Origin of the sequence: Leifsonia poae, from assembly GCF_020009625.1 — a bacterium.
GTDB classification, from domain to species: domain Bacteria; phylum Actinomycetota; class Actinomycetes; order Actinomycetales; family Microbacteriaceae; genus Leifsonia; species Leifsonia poae_A.
In genome coordinates, this window is sequence record NZ_JAIHLP010000002.1 from 3168822 (window position 1) to 3188532 (window position 19711).

The window sequence follows — 19711 nt, forward strand, 5'->3', positions numbered from 1 at the left end:
GGTCGGCGACCCGAGGCGGTCGGTGGCCTCAGGCGGTCGGCGCCGGGGTCGGCGCTTCGGCGAGCGGTGCCGGGTCTTCTTCTGAGAAGTCCATCACCGGCGGCTTGCGTCGGAAGCCCCCGGTGAGGATCGCGAGGATGAGGACTCCCACCAGGACCCAGATTCCGCCGGCGATGAAGGTGGTCACCGAGAGGCTGGTCCAGAGCCACACCGTGAGGGCGAACCCGATCGCCGGGGCGACGATGTACGCGACGATCGCCTTGGCGCCGCGCTCCTTGCGATCGATGACGTAGTGCTTGATCACCGCGAGGTTGACGAAGCTGAAGGCCACCAGGGCGCCGAAGGAGATGACGGAGGCGGCGATGTCGAGCGGCAGGAGCAGGGCGCCGGCGAGGCCGACCACGCCGACGAGGATGACGGCGAGCCACGGGGTCTTGAAGCGCGGGTGCACGGCGGCGAACACGCGTCGCGGCAGCTGGCCGTCGCGGCCCATTGCGTAGAGGATGCGCGCGACGCTCGCTTGCGAGGTCATCGCCGAGGCGAAGCTGCCGGCGATGTAGGCCGCGGTGAAGAAGGTGAACAGGGCGCTGCCGCCGATGCGGGTCATCACGTCCAGCGGCGCGGAGTCGAGGTCGGTGAAGTTCTTGTAGTCGGGGAAGACGAGACCTGCGATGTATGCGGTGATGATGAAGAGCAGGCCGCCCGCCAGTGTGCACAGCATGATCGCCCGCGGGATGGACTTGCGGGCATCCTTCGCCTCTTCGGAGAGGGTGGAGACGGCATCGAACCCGAGGAAGGCGAGGGCGAGGATGGCCGATCCGGCCGCGATCGACGACAGCGTGGTGTCTCCGGAGAAGAACGGGGTGATCAGGTCGGGCATCTGCGCGACGCCGGTGAGGTAGGCGATGCCGGTGATGACGAAGACGGCGATGAAGACGACCTGAACGCCGACGAGCGCGAGGTTGGCGCTGGAGACGAGGGTGATCCCGATCACGTTGAGAACGGTGACCAGCACCACCGACGCCACGATGAAGACCCAGGCCGGGATCGCCGGGAAGGCTGCGTTGAGGTAGATGCCGATGACGAGGTAGTTCAGCAGCGGCAGGGCGAGGTAGTCGAGCAGCAGGGTCCAGCCGGTGAGGAAGCCGAGGTGCCGGCCGAACGAGCGCTGTGTGTACGTGTATGCCGAACCCGCCACCGGGTACGCACGCACCATGTTGGCGTAACTGTACGCGGTGAAGAGCATCGCGATGGTGGTGACGAGGTAGGCGCCGGCCAAGTGGCCGTGCGTCGTGTCGGTGACGAGGCCATAGGTCGTGAAGACGGCCAGCGGCAGCATGTAGGCCAGGCCGAACAGGAGCAGGGCCGGGGCGCCGAGCGTCCTCTTCAGGCGGGGCGCGGATGCGGTGCCGGACGGGCCGGCGGATGCGGAGGTGTGGGTCACGGGTGTTCCCTTCATTGCGTTCACTCGGAGCGACAGGAAAGCGCTTACCCGTGAATGTACACCTTTGGTCTGCTATTGGTTAAGCATTTCTTCTACGGCACGACGACGGCCTTGACGAACGAAGGGTCCCGGGCCTCCATGAGTGCGTAGGCTCCGTCCACTCCGTCGAGGCCCATCGTGTGGGTGACGAGAGGGGAGTAGCTGAAGCGGTGCGAGGCCACCAGGTCCAACGCATCCTGCATCGCGTGCATGACGCGCGGCCGATCCGGGCAGAATCCGTTGACGACCGTCGCGCCCTTGTACCAGAGCTCCATGTCGAGTTTCGCAGTGCCGGCGTGATGGTAGCCGACGATGCAGAGTGTGCCGAACGGCCGCACCAGTGGCGAGGCTGTGTCGAGGCCGGGCGTGACGCCGGTGGCTTCGAGCACGACGTCGGCCCGGGGGTCGGTCGCTCCGGCGTCGGACGACGACGCGGTGAAGCCGGGCACTTCGTCTGGGTGCAGGGCGACATCCGCTCCCCATTCGAGCGCTCGACGGCGCGCGGCCGGGTTCGGGTCGACACCGATGATGGTGTGCGGGGCGCGCGCTTTGGCGAGCTGAACGAGGCCGAGCCCCATGAATCCGAGACCGACGACCGCCACGCGGCTGCCTGCCCCGATCGGCGTGCGCGAGATCGCCTCTTCGAGGGTGGCGATGGGCTCGCCGATGGCGTGGGAGGGCGCGAGGCCGGCGGGCAGCGGGAGAGCGGCGTTCTCGTCGAGCAGTGTATGGGTGGCGAATCCGGGCCCGCCGAGGCCTGTGACGAGATCGCCGACGGCCCAGCGGGACGTCGTCGAGCCGGTTGCGACGACCCGGCCGGCCGTCTCGTGGCCGAGTTCGATGGGCGACCCGCCTTCGGGGCCGCGCATCCAGGGCCCGAAGTCGGAGGTGCACACACCGCTGGCGAGCACCTCGATCAGGATCTGCCCGGCACCGGGCTCCGGCGTCGGGGACTCCTCGACGCGGGAGGTGCGGGGCGCGATGACGCGGCTGATCAGCATGGGGGATCCCTTCGGTTCGCGAACGTCGGCCAGTGTAGCGCCGTGGTCGGATGTGGTAGTACGTGGATCGCAATTCAGCGGCCGTGCTTCCCGCGCGATCAGCGGGGATTCGGGGCAAAAATGCCCGAGATTCGAGGCCAACGACCGTCTCGTCCAAGAAAAATGTCCCAAACGCCTTGTTACCGTTCACCTTTTCGTCTTAGCATGGCCTCAAGTGGTATGGCTTTGGGATACATCCCGGCAGAAGTTCCACGGTTCGAAGGAGAAAGAATGAACGGCTACCGAGCGGCGGTGATCGCAGCAGGCGGGCAAGGGCGGGTGCACGCCTCCGGCTACCGCGCCGACGAGCGCGTCGACCTCGTCGCCGTGGCCGATGTGAACCTCGACATCGCCCGTGAGCTGGCCGGAGAGTTCGGCATCGAGTCGGTGTTCTCCGACTACCGGCAGATGCTCGAGACCGTTCGCCCAGACATCGTGAGCGTCTGCACTCCGCCCGCCTTCCACCTGGACGCTGTGATCGCCGCCGCCGAGGCCGGTGTGCGCGCCGTGCACTGCGAGAAGCCGATCGCGCTCTCCTACGACGACGCGCTGCGCATGCAGGCAGTGGCCGACGCGTTCGGGATGCAGTTCACCGTCAACCTGCAGCGCCGCTTCGAGCCCGTGCACCGGTTCGCCCGCGAACAGCTGGCGGCCGGGGCCATCGGCGAGATCGTGACCATCGAGGGGTATTGCCCCAATCTGCCCGATTGGGGCAGCCACATTCTCGACCTCATCCTCTTCTATCGCGGCGACGCCGCTCCCGAGTGGGTGTTCGGCCAGATCGACGTCTCCACCAACCGCTATGTCTACGGAGCGTTCGTCGAGACCGCCTCGATCACCCAGGTGGCCTGGCCGGACGGCGTGCGGGCCACGGTCTCCACGGGCCGCGAGCCGGCCACTCCGGTGCTCAACCTCGAGAACAACCTCGGCCTCATCGTGCAGGGCACGCGCGGCCGGCTGGTGGTGCGGGGTTCGGAGTGCATCGTGCACCGCTTCGGCACCAACGATCTGCGCTTCGCCTCGCCGTATGCGACCGACCCGGCCGGCTGGGAGCGCGGCATCGACCCGGCGATCTTCGCCTGCACCGCCGCCGCCGTCGCCGATCTCGTCGACGGTCTGGAGACCGGGCGGGAGCCGAGCTCTCCGGGCGTCGGGGGCTCGCCGGCGCGGAACTGATCTTCGCCACCTACGAGAGCAGTCGTTCGCGGCGCCGGGTGCCGCTTCCGCTCGACCGTCACGACAACGCCCTGATCACGGGCCTGGAACAGGGAATGTGGTCGCCGACAGGCGAACTGCGTTCCACGTACTAGGAGCCGATGAAGCCGATGACGTCTTCCCGACCAGCACCAACAGCCCTCACCGCCTCTGTGGTGATCGCGGGCGACGACGTGCACGAGGATCTGTTCACCGCGAGCGTCGAACTCCAAGACCTCCTCGCGGGCGCCGGGTTCGTCACGCGTGTGCGAGTGGGAACCGCCTTGTTCGCGCAACCCTTCGACGACGACCTCGTCGTGCTCTATCGCGCAGCCGGCGCCTTCACCGCGGCCGAGCGACGGGGGCTCGCTGATGCGGTGGCCGCCGGAACCGGCCTGCTCGCCCTGCATTCGACCGCGGTCTACGATGACGACCCCGAGCTGCTCGCTCTGTTCGGGGCACGGTACACGGACCACGGCCCGCAGCCGCACGAGAGCCGGTTCCGGGTGGAGTGCGCCGCGCATCCCGTGACGGCGGGCCTCGACCCGTTCGAGCTGACCCACGAGCACTACCGGGTCGCGACCGCCCCGGACGCCCGGGTCGTCGCCTGGCGTCAGGCGCCCTACGGCGTCGAGCCGCTTGTCGTGGTGAGCGAGCCGGGGGACGGCCGGGTCTGCTTCGTGCAGTTCGGCCACGACCAGCGCGCCTGGGACGAACCCGGCGTTCGCCGCACGGTCGCCAACGCGGCGGGCTGGCTCACCGCCGGCCGCCGCAACCCATTCCTTTCCGACACCGAGAAAGAGGACTGATCCGCCTATGCGTGTTCTCCTGCGTCGCGCCGTCTTCTACGTCATCACGGCGTGGGCGGCGATCAGCCTGAACTTCGTGCTGCCGCGCATCATGCCGGGCAACCCGGCCGATGCGCTCATCGCGAAGTTCCACGGCAAGCTCTCCCCGCAAGCCGTCGAAGCGCTGCGGGTGCTGTTCGGCCAGAGCAAGGCCAGCCTCTGGCAGCAATACCTCGACTACTGGCACAACCTCTTCACCGGCAATCTCGGCATCTCGTATGCGTACTATCCGACGCCGGTGGCCGACGTTCTGGGAAGCAGCATCGGCTGGACGCTCATCCTCATCACGGTGTGCACGGTGCTCGGGTTCGTGATCGGCACCTCGCTCGGCATGATCGTCGGCTGGAAACGGGGCAGCTGGCTCGACTCGCTCATCCCGATCACCACTCTGCTGTCGTCGATCCCCTACTTCTGGTTCGCGATCTGCGTGGTGCTCATCTTCTCGATCATGCTGCACTGGTTCCCCCTCTCGGGCGGGTACTCGGTCACCGAGACGATCGGGCTCAATTGGGGCTTCCTCGGCAGCGCGGTGTACTACGCCACCCTGCCGGCTCTGACGATCGTGATCGCCTCGATCGGCGGCTGGCTGATCGGGATGCGCAACATGATGGTGACGACGCTCAGCGAGGACTATGTGAAGCTCGCGGAGGCGAAGGGCCTCCCGAAGCGACGGATCATGGTCACGTACGCGGCGCGGAACGCCATCCTGCCGTCGTTCTCGAGCTTCGCCATGTCGCTCGGCTTCGTCGTGGGCGGCTCGATCGTGACCGAAGTCGTCTTCAACTATCCCGGGATCGGCACCGTGCTCTTCAAAGGCGCACAGGCACAGGACTATCCGCTCATGCAGGGCATCTTCCTGGTGATCACGATCACAGTGCTGGTCGCCAACCTGCTGGCGGATCTCGCGTACGTCTTCCTCGACCCCCGGACAAGAGAGGGCTGACCCATGGCCATCACCACAGCGACGGTCGCGGAGGCCGAAACGTCAGAGATCGTGGAGGGAAGCTCGCGCTTCGCCTGGCTGCGCGCCTTCCGCCGCCCGTGGACGCTCACCGGCGTCATCGTCGTCTTCATCTTCGGCGTGCTGGCCATCATCGGCCCGTGGATCGCGCCGTACGACCCGTCGGCGGTGAGCCACGCGACTCTGCAACCGCCGAGTCCCGAGCACTGGCTCGGCACCACCCAAACCGGGCAGGACATCCTGTCGCAGATGCTCTACGGCACCCAGGTCTCGATGCTCGTCGGCGTGTGCGCGGCGATCGTCGCCACCGTGCTGTCGGTGATCGTCGGGCTGGCCGCCGGCTACCTCGGCGGTCTGGCCGACGAGCTGCTGTCGCTGCTGGCCAATGTGTTCCTGGTGATCCCGGCCCTGCCGCTCACGGTGATCCTCGCCTCGTATCTTCCCAAGACCGGCTCGGTCGGCATCATCCTGGTGATCTCGATCACCGGCTGGGCCTGGGGTGCCCGCGTGCTGCGCGCCCAGACGCTGTCGCTGCGCAAGCGCGATTTCGTCGAGGCCGCCCGCGCGACGGGCGAACGCACGTCGAGCGTCATCTTCCGCGACATCTTCCCCAACCAGATCGCGATCATCGCGGCATCGTTCCTCGGCACGGTGACCGGCGCCATCCTCACCCAGGCCAGCCTCGCGTTCCTCGGGCTGACGAACGTGACCGAGTGGTCGTGGGGCACCATCCTCTATTGGGCACAGGTGTCGAGTGCGATGCTCACCGGCTCGTGGTGGTGGTTCGTGCCCGCCGGCCTCGCCATCGCGCTGCTGGGCACCGGCCTCTCGCTCGTGAACTTCGGCATCGACGAGTTCATCAACCCCCGTCTGCGTCAGGCCGGCATCGGCACCAAGAAGGCTCAGCGGGCCCAAGCCAAGGCCAAGCGCGCGAAGATCGTGAAGCGTCCGCCGCGTGTGCGCACCGAGCGCGCCGCCTCCGGACCGTTCAACCCCGTGACCAGCGATGTCATCCTCGACATCCGGCACCTCAAGGTCGACTACCTGGGTGAGAACTCAGTGACGCCGGCCGTCAACGATGTGTCGCTGACGCTGCGCCGCGGCGAAGTGCTCGGCATCGCGGGCGAGTCCGGCAGCGGCAAGTCGACCCTGGCCTACGCGATCACCCGGCTGCACAAACCGCCGGCGCAGATCACGGGCGGTGAGATGGTCTACACGAACCCGGACGGCTCGACGACCGACATCCTCTCGATGGGCGACGACGAACTGCGCGATTTCCGCTGGGAGGAGCTGTCGATCGTGTTCCAATCGGCGATGCACGCGCTCAACCCGATTCTGACGGTCGGCGCACAGATCGACGACGCGCTCCGGGCGCACCGGCCACAGATGACCCAGCAGGCGCGCGCCGCCCGGGTGATCGAGCTGCTCGGCCTCGTCGGCATCCAGACCGACCGGGTCAACGCCTTCCCGCACGAACTCTCCGGTGGGATGCGTCAACGCGCCATGATCGCGGTGGGCCTCGCGCTCGACCCGGAGATCATCGTCATGGACGAGCCGACCACTGCGCTCGACGTGGTGATCCAGCGGCAGATCATCGAGAAGATCATCGAACTGAAAGACCGGCTCGGCTTCTCGGTGATCTTCATCACCCACGACCTCTCGCTGCTCATCGAGCTCTCCGACACCATCGCGGTGATGTACGCAGGGCGGGTGGTGGAGCTGGCCGACGCCAAAGAGTTCTACCGCAACCCGCGGCATCCATACAGCCAGGGGCTGCTGGCGTCGTTCCCCACCCTCTCCGGCCCGAAGCACGAGCTCACCGGCATCCCCGGCTCGCCACCCGACCTGCGCAAGCTTCCCGGCGGATGCGCGTTCGCCTCGCGTTGCCCACTCGCCTTCGACAAATGCGACACGGTCGTGCCCCCGCTGTTCCCGCTCGACGGCCGAGCGGAGTGGCGGCAATCAGAGGCGGCCTGTCTGCTCTACGAAGGCGACGGCAGCGCCGACGACGCCACCGAGCCCGAACTGGAGGACGCCCGATGACCACCATGGACACCACGGCCGCACCGCACGCTGCATCGCAGCCTGGCGAGCCTGTGCTCGAGGCGGTGCACATCACCAAGCACTTCGGCGTGCGAGGCTCGCTGTTCAAGCGGGGCCCCAAGCGCGTGGTGCACGCCGTCGACGACGTGACACTCGCCCTGTATGCCGGGCGCATCATGGCGCTGGTGGGGGAATCCGGATCCGGCAAATCCACCTTCGCCCGGCTGCTCGCCCAGCTCTACCCGATCACCGGCGGTGAGGTGCGTTACCGCGGAAAGACGGTGCACGCCCGCGGCGGCAAGTCGCTGCGCGAGCACGTCAGCAAGGTGCAGCTGATCCTCCAAGACCCCTTCGGCTCGTTCAACCCGGTAGCGACGATCGCGACCACGCTCTCGCGGGCGGTGCGCATCCACCACACGGGCAAGACGGCCAAAGCGCAGCGCGCGGTGATCGACGATCTGCTCGCGCAGGTGAACCTCGCGCCGGCCCGCCAGTTCACCGAGAAGTACCCGCATGAGCTCTCCGGCGGCCAATTGCAGCGCATCTCCATCGCCCGCGCATTGGCCGCCAACCCGGATGTGTTCCTCGCCGACGAGCCGGTGTCGAGTCTCGATGTGTCGATCCGCCTCGGCGTGCTCAATCTGCTGCGACGACTCGTCGAAGACCGCGGTGTCGCCCTGCTCTATGTGACGCACGACATCGCATCCGCCCGCTACTTCGCCGAGGACACCAGCGTCATGTACGCCGGCCAGCTCGTGGAGGCGGGGCCGTCGGAGCAGGTCACGCAGAAGGCCGCGCATCCGTACACGCAGCTGCTGATCGCTTCGGCGCCCGACCCCTCACGCGAGCGTGACGACGCGCCCCGCGACATCGGCCAGCCGCCCAGTCTCATCGACCCGCCGGCCGGCTGCCGCTTCCACCCGCGCTGCCCGTTCGCCATGGAACGGTGCAAGACCGAGGCGCCGCCCCGGTTCGAGCTCGAAGACGGCCAATGGGCGAAGTGCTGGCTGTACGCCGACGACGCCGAAGCCGAAACCCGACGGGCCGACAACGCCGCCGTGTACTCGCGCGGCGAGATCCGGGCGGCGGGCAGACCCGTCGAACCCGGCCCCCAGAACGCTCCAACACCCACCAGCACGTCCAAGCACGAAGGAGAACAGCAATGAATCGCAGAAAGGTCTCGGTGCGGCGAAGCATCGTCGGCGCCGCACTGGCCGCCAGCCTCGTCGTTCCGCTCGCCGCCTGCTCCAGCAGCGGGGGCGGGTCCAGCGACGGGCTCATCCTCAACGTGGCGAGCCAATCCGACTCGCTCACCCAGACGTTCAACCCCTACCTGCCGGAGACGGCGCAGGGTGCGACGTACACCAACCAGGGCTCCGGCGGCTTCATCTATGAGCCGCTCGTGCAGATCAACAATGTGAACATCGGTCACGACATCCCCTGGCTCGCGAAGAAGTGGGCCTGGTCGGACGGCAACAAGACGTTCACCCTCGACCTGCAGCAGGGGGTCAAATGGACGGACGGCAAACCGTTCTCGGCCGACGACGTGGTCTTCACTTACGAAATGCTGAAGAAGTACCCGGCGCTCAATGTGGGCGGCGTCGACTTCGACACCATCAAGGCCACCGACCCCAACACGGTCGTGATGACGTTCAAAGACCCGTCGGAGACGAAGTTCACGTCGCTGGTTTCGGCCGCGATCGTCTCGCAGCACATCTGGTCGAAGGTGGGCGACCCCACCAAGTACGCCGACAAGAACCCCGTCGGCACCGGCCCGTTCGAGCTCGATACATTCTCGCCGCAGAGCTTCGTGCTGAAGACGAACAAGGACTACTGGCAGGACCCGGCGAAGATCGCCGGCATCCGGTTCATTCCGTATAAGGACAACCAGGGCCAGACCAACGCGCTCGTGCAGGGACAGGCCGACTGGAGCGGCACGTACATCGCCGACTCCGAGAAGACCTACACGTCCAAGAGCAAGGACAACCACTACTGGGCGCCGGTCGTCGGCTCCGACGGTCTCATCCCGAACCTGGAGAAGTGGCCGCTCAGCGACATCGCCGTGCGCCGTGCCATCAGCCTCGGAGTCGACCGCGAGCAGGTGGGCGCCGCAACGGATTCGCCCGCCGCGACCAGCCAGACCGGTCTGCCGATGCCGTCGTTCGCCGATGAGGTCGCCCCGCAGTACAAGAACCTGAACTTCAAGCAGGACAAGCCGGCCGCCGAAAAGCAGCTGACCGATGCCGGCTACGCGAAGGCGGGGGACGGCTACTACGCCAAAGACGGCAAGCGCGTCGAGTTCTCGGTGAGCTTCCCCGCCTCGTACACCGACATCGCCTCGCGCGCCCAGGTGCTGGTCTCGCAGCTGAAAGACATCGGCATCAAGCTCGACATCGACACCACGTCGGTGAACGACATCAACAAGATCACCGCCGACGGCACCTTCCAGTCGACGATCGGTTACCCGGTGGGCCCGGCGCCGCGCGCGTTCAACATCTACGACTCGATGATGAACCCGAACAAGTACTACCCCATCGGGCAGGCGACGCCGACGTTCGAGAACATCGAGCGGTTCAACGACCCGGTGGCGAAGGAACTGTTCGCGCAGTACCCGCTGGCCACCACGGACGAAGAGCGCAACACGATCCTGGCCAAACTTCAGGGCATCTGGATCGACCAGCTGCCGATGATCGTGATGTTCTACTGGGGCAACTACGGGGACTGGAGCACCGCGAAGGTGACCGGCTTCCCGTCGGAGCAGAACCCGTACTTCGCGCCCTACCCGAACCCCGTGGTGGCGCTGAAGCTCAAGCCGGTCGCCTGACCGGAAGCGGTATCACCGAGGGCGGGTCGGCCGATACGGCCGCCCCGCCCGCGGTGACCCAGCACTACGACAGCAGACGCAGAGAAAGAGCCATGACCGACCCACGCACCGCCCTCGTCGTCGTGAACGGCGACGACATCCACCACGACCTCCTCAGCGCCGCAACGGTGTTCCAGCAGCTCGGCATCGAGGCCGGCCTCGTCACCCGCAAGGCGATGGGGCTCAATCGCTTCGTCGATGCGCGGCCCGAGACCGGCAGTGCACAGGTGTACCTCTTCTATACAGCCGGCGGACAGTTCCCCACCGAGCAGCAGGAAGCGCTCGCCACGGCGATCGCGGCGGGCAAAGGCCTCGTCGGGGTGCACGGCGCGAACATCCTCGGCTGGGCGGGTGGCGGGGTCGACCCCGCCGACCGGCCATTCTTCGACCTGCTCGGCAACCGCTACCTTTCCCACGGCCCCGGTCATCACGAGGGGCGGCATACGATCGAGATCGTGGGGGAGCACCCCATCACGGCGGGCCTCGACGACTTCGACCTGTTCGACGAGTACTACGAATTCGAGTTCGCAGACGACGAGGTGCAGGTGCTCGCGCAGCGGCGCCGGGCCGACGGCGAGGTGATCCCGGTGCTCTACGTGCGAACCGTGGGCGCCGGCCGGGTCGTCTACCTGGCGCTCGGCCATGACATGCGTTCCTGGGGCGAGCCCGCGGTGCGCACCCTCGTGATCCGCTCACTGCAGTGGGCCGCGGGAGCGCTGTGACCGCGCCGATCGCCGTCATGGGCTACACCGTGCTGGAGCAGGCACTGACCGACCTGGAAGGCACGCTCGATCGTATCGCCTCCCTCGGCTACCTCGGCATCGAGACCTACGGGCTCGTCGAAGAATACGGCGCGACCCGGGTCAGGGATGCGGTGGCCGCCGCCGGTCTGCGGGTCACCAGCGCCCACACACCGTTCCCCGCGGGCGAGGCGGCCGGCCGCATCCTCGATGATGCCCTCGAACTCGGCGCCCCGACACTGATCTGGTCGATGGAGCGCGAGGAGTTCGGCACCCGCGACGCGATCGCCCGCGGCGTCGAACGGGTCAACGAGGCCGCTGAGAACGCGGCGGCGCACGGCCTGACCATCGGCTATCACAACCACTTCGCCGAGTTCGCGAACACGGTCGACGGTGGGCAGGCTTACGACGTGCTCCTCGGGCTGCTCGACCCCCGCGTGGTCGTGGAACTCGACGCGTACTGGGCACGGATGGGCGGTGCCGACCCGGCAGAGGTGCTTGCGCGTCTCGGCGACCGCGCGCGGTTCATCCACATCAAGGACGGCCCGGCCGAAAGCTACGAAGACGACCTCATGGTGCCGATCGGCGAGGGCGCGATGGACTGGGCCGGCATTCTGACCGCCCCATCCGGCCTCGCCTGGCACATCGTGGAACTCGAAAGACTGAGCGTCGACACCTTCGGCGCTCTCGCAACCAGCTACCGCCACCTCGTCGGCGGCGGGCTGTCCGAGGGAAGGACCCCATGACCACACGAATCCTGTTCCTGGGCGGGGCCGGCATGATCGGGTCGGCCGCCGCGCGAGAGGCAGTCGCCCAGGGGGCGGAGGTGACGATCGTCACGCGCACCGAACCGCGGCGGCCCGTCGCCGACGGTGTGCGACAGCTGCGCGGCGATGTGCGCGACCGGGAGCAGCTGGCCGCGCTCGTCGGAGGCGAGAACTGGGACTCCGTGGTCAACTGGGTCGGCTTCACGCCGGGCGATCTCGACGGACATGTCGAGCTCTTCCGCGACACGACCTCGCAATACGTCTTCATCAGCACCTGCTCGGTGTTCGCCCGACCGGTGCCGACCCTCCCCATCACCGAGTCCAGCCCGCGCCGGCAACCCGTCTTCGGGTATGCGCGCGACAAGGTGGAGTGCGAGCTGACCCTCGAAGACGCGTACCGCAGCCACGACTTCCCGCTGACAATCGTGCGGCCGTTCCACACCTACGACCGCACCACGCTGCCGATCCTCTCGGGCTGGACGGCCATCGAGCGGATGCGCGCCGGCGAAGGCGTCGTCGTCCACGGTGACGGCACCTCGCTCTGGACGCTGATGCACTCCACCGATTTCGCGCGCGCATTCGTGCCGCTGCTCGGCAACCAGCACGCGGTCGGCGAGAGCGTGAACGTGGTGAGCGGCGACATCCTCACCTGGGACCAGATCCACCTCACGCTCGCCGCCGCGGCCGGGGTGCGCTCGCCGCGGCTCGTGCACCGGTCGAGCGAGTCGATCGCCACGGAGATCCCGGGCTGGGGCGAGGTGCTGGAACACGACTTCCGGCACACGATGCTGTTCGACACGACGAAACTGCAGCGGCTGGTGCCCGGATTCGCTCCGCGGGTGAGTCTTTCGCAGGGCGCGCGCGAGATCATCGAGCACTACGAGGCCACTCCAGCCGCCCGCGAACCGGATGCGGAGCTCAGCGCCGCCTTCGACCGTCTGATAGCGCGACCCTGACCCCGGCCCGACGAGAAGTGCGCGGGATATCGGAATATTCCGTGGCGTGGCGGCCTCAGCTGGGGTCGACAAAGGTAACAAGTGGTATGAATGAGGCGTGCGATGGGACAGTGGAGGGTGTCGCCGGTGAGCGAAGAGACGAGCGGTGGGGCTGGGATCGACACGGCCACCGCCATCCGGCCCGACTACCCGGAGCCGCTGTGGATACAGGCGGTCAACCTGATCAACCGCGAGATCGCGAGCGGGGTGCTCAAACCGGGCATGCGCCTCCCGCCCGAACGCGAGCTCTGCCTGCAACTGAACATCTCACGCGTCACCCTGCGGAAAGCGCTCAACAAGCTGGTCGAAGACGGCGTGCTCAGCGCCTCACACGGGCGCGGCTGGTATGTGGCGCAGGCGCCCGGAGTCGGCAAGGAGTGGCCCAACAGTCTCGAATCGTTCACCGAGACGGCCGCCAGAATGGGTCTCGTCGCCGGCTCCCGGGTGCTGCGCGCCGAAACGAAACCGGCCAGCCTCGACGAAGCGGAAGAGCTCTCCATCGCACCGGGCACGCCGCTCTTCCACCTGGAGCGCGTCCGCCTGCTCAACGATGTGCCGATCGCGCTCGACGTGACACGCATTCCGGCGACTCTCGCACCCGCGCTCGCCGAAGCCGACTTCACCGTCGACTCGCTCTATGAGCGCCTCGCGGAGGCCGGGATCGAACCGCTCCGTGCCGACGCCACGATCGAAGCCCGCGAAGCCGATCCTTCGGCCGCGGAGCACCTCGACCTCGCGGTCGGCAAGCCCGTGCTCGTGATGCGCCAGCTTGCCGTCGACCGCGCCGAGCATCCCCTCTTCGTCTCCACCATCACCTACGCCGGCGATCGCTACCGCTTGCGCACCTTCTTCGCCCGCTCCCGCTAGCACTCGCGTCCGCCGGCGTCCGCGCGTGCGCGGGGAAGTGACGGCAGGGCAAGCGGAGCGGGTCAGGCGGTGGCCGGGGTCAGGGAGGCCAGGAGCGTGGCAACGGCGGGGTCGTCGGACCAGGCACGGGCCCAATGCGAGCCGTCGGCGGTCGGGCCCGGGTCCGCCTCGCTGATGGCGACGTCGGGGGAGGCGAGGTAGCGGTCCGGGTCGACGACGAACGGCTCCGACTTGGGGTCAGGCGCGGCCCTCACGAGCAGCTGGGTGTACGGATGCACGGGGTTCAGGATGACCTCGCTCGAACCGCCCCGCTCGACCACGCGTCCGTTCCGCATCACGACGATCTGCGACGAGAAGTGGCGTGCCGTGGCGAGGTCGTGCGTGATGTAGAGCACCGCCAGGTTGCGCTGCCTTTTGAGGTCGTCGAGCAGCTGCAGGATCTCGAGACGGATGGAGACGTCCAGCATCGAGACCGGCTCGTCGGCGATCAGCACCTCCGGGCGCGGCGCGAGGGCGCGGGCGATGGCGATGCGTTGCCGCTGACCGCCCGACAGCTCGTGCGGGTATTTGGCCAGCATCTCGTCGGCCGGCCCCAGGTTCACCGAGTCGAGCAGACGGCGCAGCTCCCGCTCCTCCTCGGCCCGGTTCTTGACGATGCCGTGGATCCGCAGCGGCCTGGCCAGCTGGTGCCGGATGGGCAGTGACGGGTTCAACGACGAGAACGGGTCCTGGAAGACCATCTGCACGCGCGAGCGGTACGCCTTGGTGGCGCGGCGCCCGCGCCCGATGGGGGCACCGTCGAGGGTGATGTCGCCGCCGGTCGGTTCGACCAGACGGATGAGCATCTTGGCGATGGTTGATTTGCCGCTGCCGCTCTCGCCGACCAGCGCGACCGACTCGCCCGGCCGCACGACGATCGAGACGTCGTCGACCGCGCGCAGGGTCTTGTTGCGCAGCCCGGTGCCCCGGATCTCGTAGTTCTTGCGCAGGTGGAGCGCTTCGAGTGTCGTCATGCGGTGACCTCTTCCTCACTGTCGACGGTCGTGTCGACGTAGCGGGTTCCGGTGAGCGGCACGTCGCCGCGCAGGCTCGGGAACGACCGCAGCAGGTGCCGGGTGTATTCGTGCGCCGGGTTCTCCAGCAGCACGTCGGGCGTGTTCTCCTCGACCAGTCGGCCGGAGAGCATGATGCCCACGCGGTCGCTGATCTCGAGCAGCAGCCCGAGGTCGTGGGTGATGAACAGCACGGCGAAACCGAACTCGTGGCGCAGCCGGTTGATCTCTTCGAGGATGTTGCGTTGCACCACGACGTCGAGCGCGGTGGTCGGCTCGTCCATGATGATGAGGCGGGGGCGCAAGGCCAGGGCCATCGCGATCATGACGCGCTGGCGCATCCCGCCCGAGAGTTCGTGCGGGTAGCTGCGCAGGCGGTCTTCGGGGATTCCGACGGTGCGCAGCAGCTCGGCCGCGCGTTCCCGCCGCTGGCGACGGTTCAGGCCGGATCTGTGGTCGATGAAGATGTCTTCGATCTGCGATCCGATGCGGTGCACCGGGTTGAGCGCGTTCATGGCGCCCTGGAAGACCATCGAGATCTCCTGCCAGCGGAAGGCGCGCAGATCCGGACCGTCGAGGGTGAGGATGTCGGTGCGTCCGCCGTCCTCCCTGGCCCAGTCGATGGAGCCCCCGGTGATCTCGGCGGGTGCCTGCAGCAGACGGGTGATCGTGTAGGCCAGTGTCGACTTGCCGCAGCCGGATTCGCCGGCCAACCCGACGATCTCGCCGGGGTGGATGTCGAGCGACACCTTGTTGACCGCGCGCACAGGCGAGGCCGTCTGGTAGTCGACCGTGAGGTTCTGGATGCTCAGGAGCGGTGAGCTCGCCGGTCTCGTCATCAGTGGGCGCCCTTCAGCTTGCGGGACTGCTTGAGGATGGCGGCCGTGCGAAGCCGCGGGTTGATCCGCTCGTCGATGCTGAAGTTGATGAGACCGAGGGCGGCGCCGAGGATGGCGATGCAGAGGCCGGGCGGTACGAACCACCACCAGGCCCCGAGCGAGATGGCCTGGGCGTTCTGGGCGAAGAACAGGATGCTGCCCCAGGACTTTCCGCCGGGTGCGCCGAGGCCGAGGAACGAGAGTCCAGCCTCGGCGAGGATCGCTCCGAGAGCGCCGAAGACGAACTGCGAGGCGATGATGGGCATCAGGTTGGGCAGGATCTCCCGCAGCATGATGCGCCAATTGGATTCGCTGGCGACGCGGGCGGCGTCGACGTAGTCGCGGGAGCGCACCGAGAGGGTCTGCGCCCGGAGGACGCGCGCGGCGCCGGCCCAGGAGACGAGCGCGATCACCACGGAGATCACGATGATGTCGCGCGACTCCACGTAGTCGGTCACGATGATCAGCAGCGGCAGGCCCGGGATGACCAGGAAGACGTTGCTCACGAGCGAGGAGAGGTTGTCCCAGATGCCGCCGAGGAACGCTCCTCCCACGCCGAAGATCATCGAGAGGATGACGGTGATCGCTCCGGCGACGACGCCGATGACCACGGAGCCGGTGGTGCCGGCGACGACCTGGCCGAGCACATCCTGTCCGATGTTGGTGGTGCCGAAGAGGTGGTCGGCCGACGGGGGCTGAAGGCCGATGGGGCTCGACTGGTTGGGGTTCGGCACGAGGAACGGTCCGAGGATCGCCAGCAGGGCGAAGAAGGCGCAGACGCTGATCCCCACCCAGAACTTCCAGCCGCGGGCGGAGCGACGGCGGGAGGTTGAGCGTCCGGCGGCGCGGAAGAATCCGGTGCGGGGTGCGCCGCCGTCGGGGTCGGGTTCGGAGCCGGAGAGGTCCGGGTCGGCGAGTTCTTGTTGCGTGAAGCTCATGGGGCTCTCCTAGTTCGCCAGGCGCGTTCGGGGGTCGATGAAGCCGTAGATCAGGTCCACGACCAGGTTGGCGCCGAGGACGGCGAGGGTGATCACGAGGAACAGCGCCTGCATCAGCGGGTAGTCGTTGTTCTGCACGGCGGTCAGCAGGGTGAATCCCACGCCGGGGTAGCCGAAGACGCTCTCGGTGACGACGGAGCCGTTCACGATGAAGCCGAGTGACATGGCGAACCCGGCCACCGAGGGCAGCAGGGCGTTGCGCATGGCGTACGAGCCGAACACCCGGCGGGGGCGGAGTCCCTTTGCCCGGGCGGTGACCACGTAGTCCTCGGCCATCGTCGAGACCATCATGTTGCGGGTGCCGAGCAGCTGGCCGGAGACCGAGGCCAGCACGATCGTGATGGCCGGCAGCGCGCCGTAGAGCAGCACCGAACCGATGAACTCGGGAGTGAAGCCGGGGGTGATGTTGAAGTCGTAGCCGCCGCTCACGGGGAACCAGTGCAGGATCGACCCGAAGATGTAGACGAGCACGAGGGCGAGCCAGAAGTACGGGATGGCGGAGAAGAAGGTGGAGGCGGGCAGGATCGAGTCGGTCCAGGTGCCGCGGCGCCAGCCGAGCCAGGAGCCGAACAGGATGCCGACAACGTAGCTGATGATGGTGGCGAGACCCACGAGGCCGACGGTCCAGGGCAGCGCCTGCATGACCACGTCGATGGCCGGGGTGGGGTAGAAGCTCACCGAGAGGCCGAAGTTGCCGGTGAAGAGGTTGCCGAGGTAGTGGAAGTACTGCACGATCAGCGGATCGTGCGAGACGCCGAACTGCAATTCGAGTGCGTGCCGTGCTTCGGGCGGCATGGGGGCGACGCCCTGGGTCTTGGCCAGGATGACGTCGACCGGGCTGCCTTTGACCAGTCGGGGCAGCAGGAAGTTGAGGGTGATCGCGATCCAGCCGGCGATCAGGTAGAAGCCGAGCTTGCTGAGGTAATAGCGCATGGGGGTGCTTTCCGCCGAGGGCGGGCGGCGACCGGATGTTCCGGTCGCCGCCCGCGCGCGAGTTACTTGACTGGTTTCAGCTGCTTGGCGATGTAGCCGATGTTGCCCGACAGCCAGTTGGACGGGGTGGCCCAGAGGTTGTCGGTGGTGGGCATCCCGGTGAAGAACTGGGTGCGGTACGTGGTGACCGCGCCGTTCTGGCTGAGGATGATGTACGGCTGGTTCTCGGCGAAGTAGGTGCCGAGGGCCTGGTAGGCGGAGGTGAGCTTGGCCGGGTCGTTGGTGCTGCCCGCTTCGGCGATCAGCTTGTCGACGGCCGGGTCGCTGAACCGCACGAAGTTGGCGTTGGCCGGCTTGCCGACGGGCGCCGACTTGGCCGAGTCGAGGCTGTCGCTGAACTGCTGGAACGGGTTCGGTCCGGTGGGGATGCGGTCGTCGAGCAGGTCGAACGTGCCGTTCTGGCGTGCAGTGGAGTACGCGCCGAGCGAGAGCTCCTCGGGTGTGGCCTGCACACCGATCTTGGAGAAGTCCTGAACCAGCAGCTGGTCGGCCGTGATCGTGTCGGTGTAGCCGGTCACGGTCGTGATCTTGAACCTGATCGGCTGGCCGTCTTTGCCGAGCAGGTTTCCCGAGCCGTCGTACTTGTAGCCGGCGTCGGTCAGGATCTTCTTGGCCTGGTCGATGTTCTGGTCGAGCGTCTTGCCTTTGTACGCTGCGGGGATGTATGCCTCGTCGCGCGGCTGGAGCAGGCTGGTGGGGTTGCCCGGGGTGTCAGTGCCGCCGAACGCCTGCTTGATGATCGTGTTGCGGTCGATCGAGAGGCTGAGCGCCTGACGGAAGGCGACGTCGTTGAACGGCGCCTTGGAGAGGTTGGGCAGCAGCGCCTTGATGTCGGCAGGGATCGATGTGTACTTGTTGTACTTCGGGTCCTTGTCGACGAACGACTTCTGCACGTCCTGGAGGGCGATGCCGGCCCAGTCGATCTGGCCGGCGTTCAGCGAGTTGAGTGCGGCGGCGTTGCCGGTCGAGGTGACGAGACGGATGCCGGGGACGGCGGGCTCGCCCTTCTGGTAGTAGCTCTTGTTGGCCACGAGGGTGACCGACTGCGGGGTGAAGGTGCCGAACGAGAACGCACCGGTGCCGATGGGCTTGGTGTTCGTCGTCTTCGACGGGTCGGGGATCGACTTCCAGATGTGCTCGGGAACGATGAAGGTGAGGCCGAGCAGGCGGTACTCGTTGGGGAAGTCGGGCTGGGTCAGCGTGATGGTGACGTGCGTGTCGTCGACGGCTTTCGCATCCGCGATCTTGAGGCCGTAGAGATTGATCGCCGGATTCGCCTTGATGAGGTTGTAGGTGTAAGCCACGTCGGCGGCGGTGAACGGCTTTCCGTCCTGCCATTTGACGCCGTCACGCAGCGTGACGCTGTAGGTGAGGCCGTCCGGGCTGACCGTGTATTCGGTGCCGAGCCATGACTGCGGCTTCTCGTTCTTCGCCGAGTTGAAGTAGAACAGCGGTTCGTAGAGCGCGCCGAGGACGGCTCCGTTCGCTCCGTAGGCCACGTCGCTCACGAAGGGGTTGAAGTTGTCGGTCAGGTTGCCGGGGTTTCCGGAGAAGACGTTCACATAACGGGTGGCGCCGGAGGAGCTTCCGCCCGAGCTCGAACATCCGGTGATGATGAGCGTTGCCGCGGCCACGGTTGCGATCGCCGCAGCGAGTCGCATCCTCTTCGATTTGCGTGGTTGCACTTCACTTCTCCTCAGTAGATCGTGCTGTGGGTGAGTTCGGGTGGCCGACAGTGACGATGCGCCAGTGCAGACCGTGTGTTTACGAGAGCATACATAGTGGAGCCCTGAGGTATCAAGAGGTATTTATTTCCGGAAGATTAACTCTCTTCATGTAGACCAATGGCGTACCACATGGCTACTATATGGAACACGCTTCTGAAGGAGGAAATGTGATTCGTGTCGGTCTGCTCGGTTCCGGGTTCATCAGTGACACCTATGCGGATGCGCTGCAGGATGTGCGGAACGCCGAGATCGTCGCCAACTA

At 67.0% G+C, this 19711-nt stretch carries 17 protein-coding genes and 1 pseudogene; 11 read left to right on the top strand and 7 right to left on the bottom strand.

Annotated features, from left to right (window positions below; translation table 11 throughout):
- Window positions 1-28: 28 nt before the first annotated feature.
- Both K5L49_RS15925 and K5L49_RS15930 read right to left on the bottom strand, forming a co-directional pair.
- Window positions 29-1459 carry an APC family permease gene (locus K5L49_RS15925; protein WP_374107693.1) on the bottom strand — a complete coding sequence of 477 codons (1431 nt, stop codon included), beginning with the start codon at window positions 1457-1459 and terminating at the stop codon, window positions 29-31.
- Window positions 1460-1536: 77 nt separating this feature from the next.
- Window positions 1537-2484, bottom strand: coding sequence for a zinc-binding dehydrogenase (locus K5L49_RS15930; RefSeq protein ID WP_223694248.1), 948 nt, complete (start codon window positions 2482-2484; stop codon window positions 1537-1539).
- 270 nt (window positions 2485-2754) lie between these two features.
- Between K5L49_RS15930 and K5L49_RS15935 the strand changes: the two genes are divergently transcribed.
- The 10 genes from K5L49_RS15935 to K5L49_RS15980 all read left to right on the top strand — a co-directional run bounded on the left by K5L49_RS15935 (window position 2755) and on the right by K5L49_RS15980 (window position 13801).
- Window positions 2755-3699 (top strand): Gfo/Idh/MocA family protein, encoded by a 945-nt coding sequence (locus K5L49_RS15935; RefSeq protein ID WP_223694250.1) that lies wholly within the window; start codon window positions 2755-2757, stop codon window positions 3697-3699.
- A 149-nt stretch (window positions 3700-3848) separates the two neighbouring features.
- The gene (locus tag K5L49_RS15940; protein ID WP_223694251.1) at window positions 3849-4526 is read left to right on the top strand and encodes a ThuA domain-containing protein; all 678 of its coding nucleotides are present in this window, start codon (window positions 3849-3851) and stop codon (window positions 4524-4526) included.
- Window positions 4527-4533: 7 nt separating this feature from the next.
- Window positions 4534-5508: an ABC transporter permease gene (locus K5L49_RS15945; RefSeq protein WP_223694253.1), complete on the top strand. Its 975-nt coding sequence runs from the start codon at window positions 4534-4536 to the stop codon at window positions 5506-5508.
- A gap of 3 nt (window positions 5509-5511) precedes the next feature.
- The gene (locus tag K5L49_RS15950; protein ID WP_223694254.1) at window positions 5512-7569 is read left to right on the top strand and encodes a dipeptide/oligopeptide/nickel ABC transporter permease/ATP-binding protein; all 2058 of its coding nucleotides are present in this window, start codon (window positions 5512-5514) and stop codon (window positions 7567-7569) included.
- Window positions 7566-8735: an ABC transporter ATP-binding protein gene (locus K5L49_RS15955; protein WP_223694256.1), complete on the top strand. Its 1170-nt coding sequence runs from the start codon at window positions 7566-7568 to the stop codon at window positions 8733-8735. Before K5L49_RS15950 ends, K5L49_RS15955 begins: the two co-directional genes overlap by 4 nt.
- Window positions 8732-10393 carry an ABC transporter substrate-binding protein gene (locus tag K5L49_RS15960; protein WP_223694257.1) on the top strand — a complete coding sequence of 554 codons (1662 nt, stop codon included), beginning with the start codon at window positions 8732-8734 and terminating at the stop codon, window positions 10391-10393. Before K5L49_RS15955 ends, K5L49_RS15960 begins: the two co-directional genes overlap by 4 nt.
- 92 nt (window positions 10394-10485) lie before the next feature.
- A complete protein-coding gene (locus K5L49_RS15965) occupies window positions 10486-11154 on the top strand; it encodes a ThuA domain-containing protein (protein ID WP_223694259.1) in 669 nt (222 codons plus the stop codon).
- Complete coding sequence (locus K5L49_RS15970) at window positions 11151-11918, top strand: sugar phosphate isomerase/epimerase family protein (RefSeq protein WP_223694261.1); 768 nt, start codon at window positions 11151-11153, stop codon at window positions 11916-11918. The genes K5L49_RS15965 and K5L49_RS15970 overlap by 4 nt, the downstream gene beginning before the upstream one ends.
- Window positions 11915-12895 (top strand): NAD-dependent epimerase/dehydratase family protein, encoded by a 981-nt coding sequence (locus K5L49_RS15975; protein WP_223694262.1) that lies wholly within the window; start codon window positions 11915-11917, stop codon window positions 12893-12895. Before K5L49_RS15970 ends, K5L49_RS15975 begins: the two co-directional genes overlap by 4 nt.
- Window positions 12896-12997: 102 nt before the next feature.
- Window positions 12998-13801: a GntR family transcriptional regulator gene (locus K5L49_RS15980; protein WP_223694264.1), complete on the top strand. Its 804-nt coding sequence runs from the start codon at window positions 12998-13000 to the stop codon at window positions 13799-13801.
- A gap of 62 nt (window positions 13802-13863) precedes the next feature.
- Here K5L49_RS15980 and K5L49_RS15985 read toward each other — a convergent pair whose 3' ends face one another.
- The 5 genes from K5L49_RS15985 to K5L49_RS16005 form a co-directional block, all read right to left on the bottom strand.
- Complete coding sequence (locus K5L49_RS15985) at window positions 13864-14814, bottom strand: ABC transporter ATP-binding protein (protein WP_223694267.1); 951 nt, start codon at window positions 14812-14814, stop codon at window positions 13864-13866.
- Window positions 14811-15692 carry an ABC transporter ATP-binding protein gene (locus K5L49_RS15990; RefSeq protein WP_223694269.1) on the bottom strand — a complete coding sequence of 294 codons (882 nt, stop codon included), beginning with the start codon at window positions 15690-15692 and terminating at the stop codon, window positions 14811-14813. Before K5L49_RS15990 ends, K5L49_RS15985 begins: the two co-directional genes overlap by 4 nt.
- Entirely contained in the window at window positions 15692-16669 is a 978-nt protein-coding gene (locus K5L49_RS15995) for an ABC transporter permease (protein WP_223694271.1), read from the bottom strand. The genes K5L49_RS15990 and K5L49_RS15995 overlap by 1 nt, the downstream gene beginning before the upstream one ends.
- A gap of 9 nt (window positions 16670-16678) precedes the next feature.
- Window positions 16679-17662 (bottom strand): ABC transporter permease, encoded by a 984-nt coding sequence (locus tag K5L49_RS16000; RefSeq protein WP_223694273.1) that lies wholly within the window; start codon window positions 17660-17662, stop codon window positions 16679-16681.
- A gap of 62 nt (window positions 17663-17724) precedes the next feature.
- Window positions 17725-19407, bottom strand: a complete 1683-nt coding sequence (locus K5L49_RS16005; protein ID WP_223694275.1) for an ABC transporter substrate-binding protein — start codon at window positions 19405-19407, stop codon at window positions 17725-17727.
- A gap of 182 nt (window positions 19408-19589) precedes the next feature.
- Between K5L49_RS16005 and K5L49_RS20725 the strand changes: the two are divergent.
- Window positions 19590-19697 (top strand): annotated as a pseudogene (locus K5L49_RS20725) (hypothetical protein); the annotation flags it as partial.
- Window positions 19698-19711: the final 14 nt, after the last annotated feature.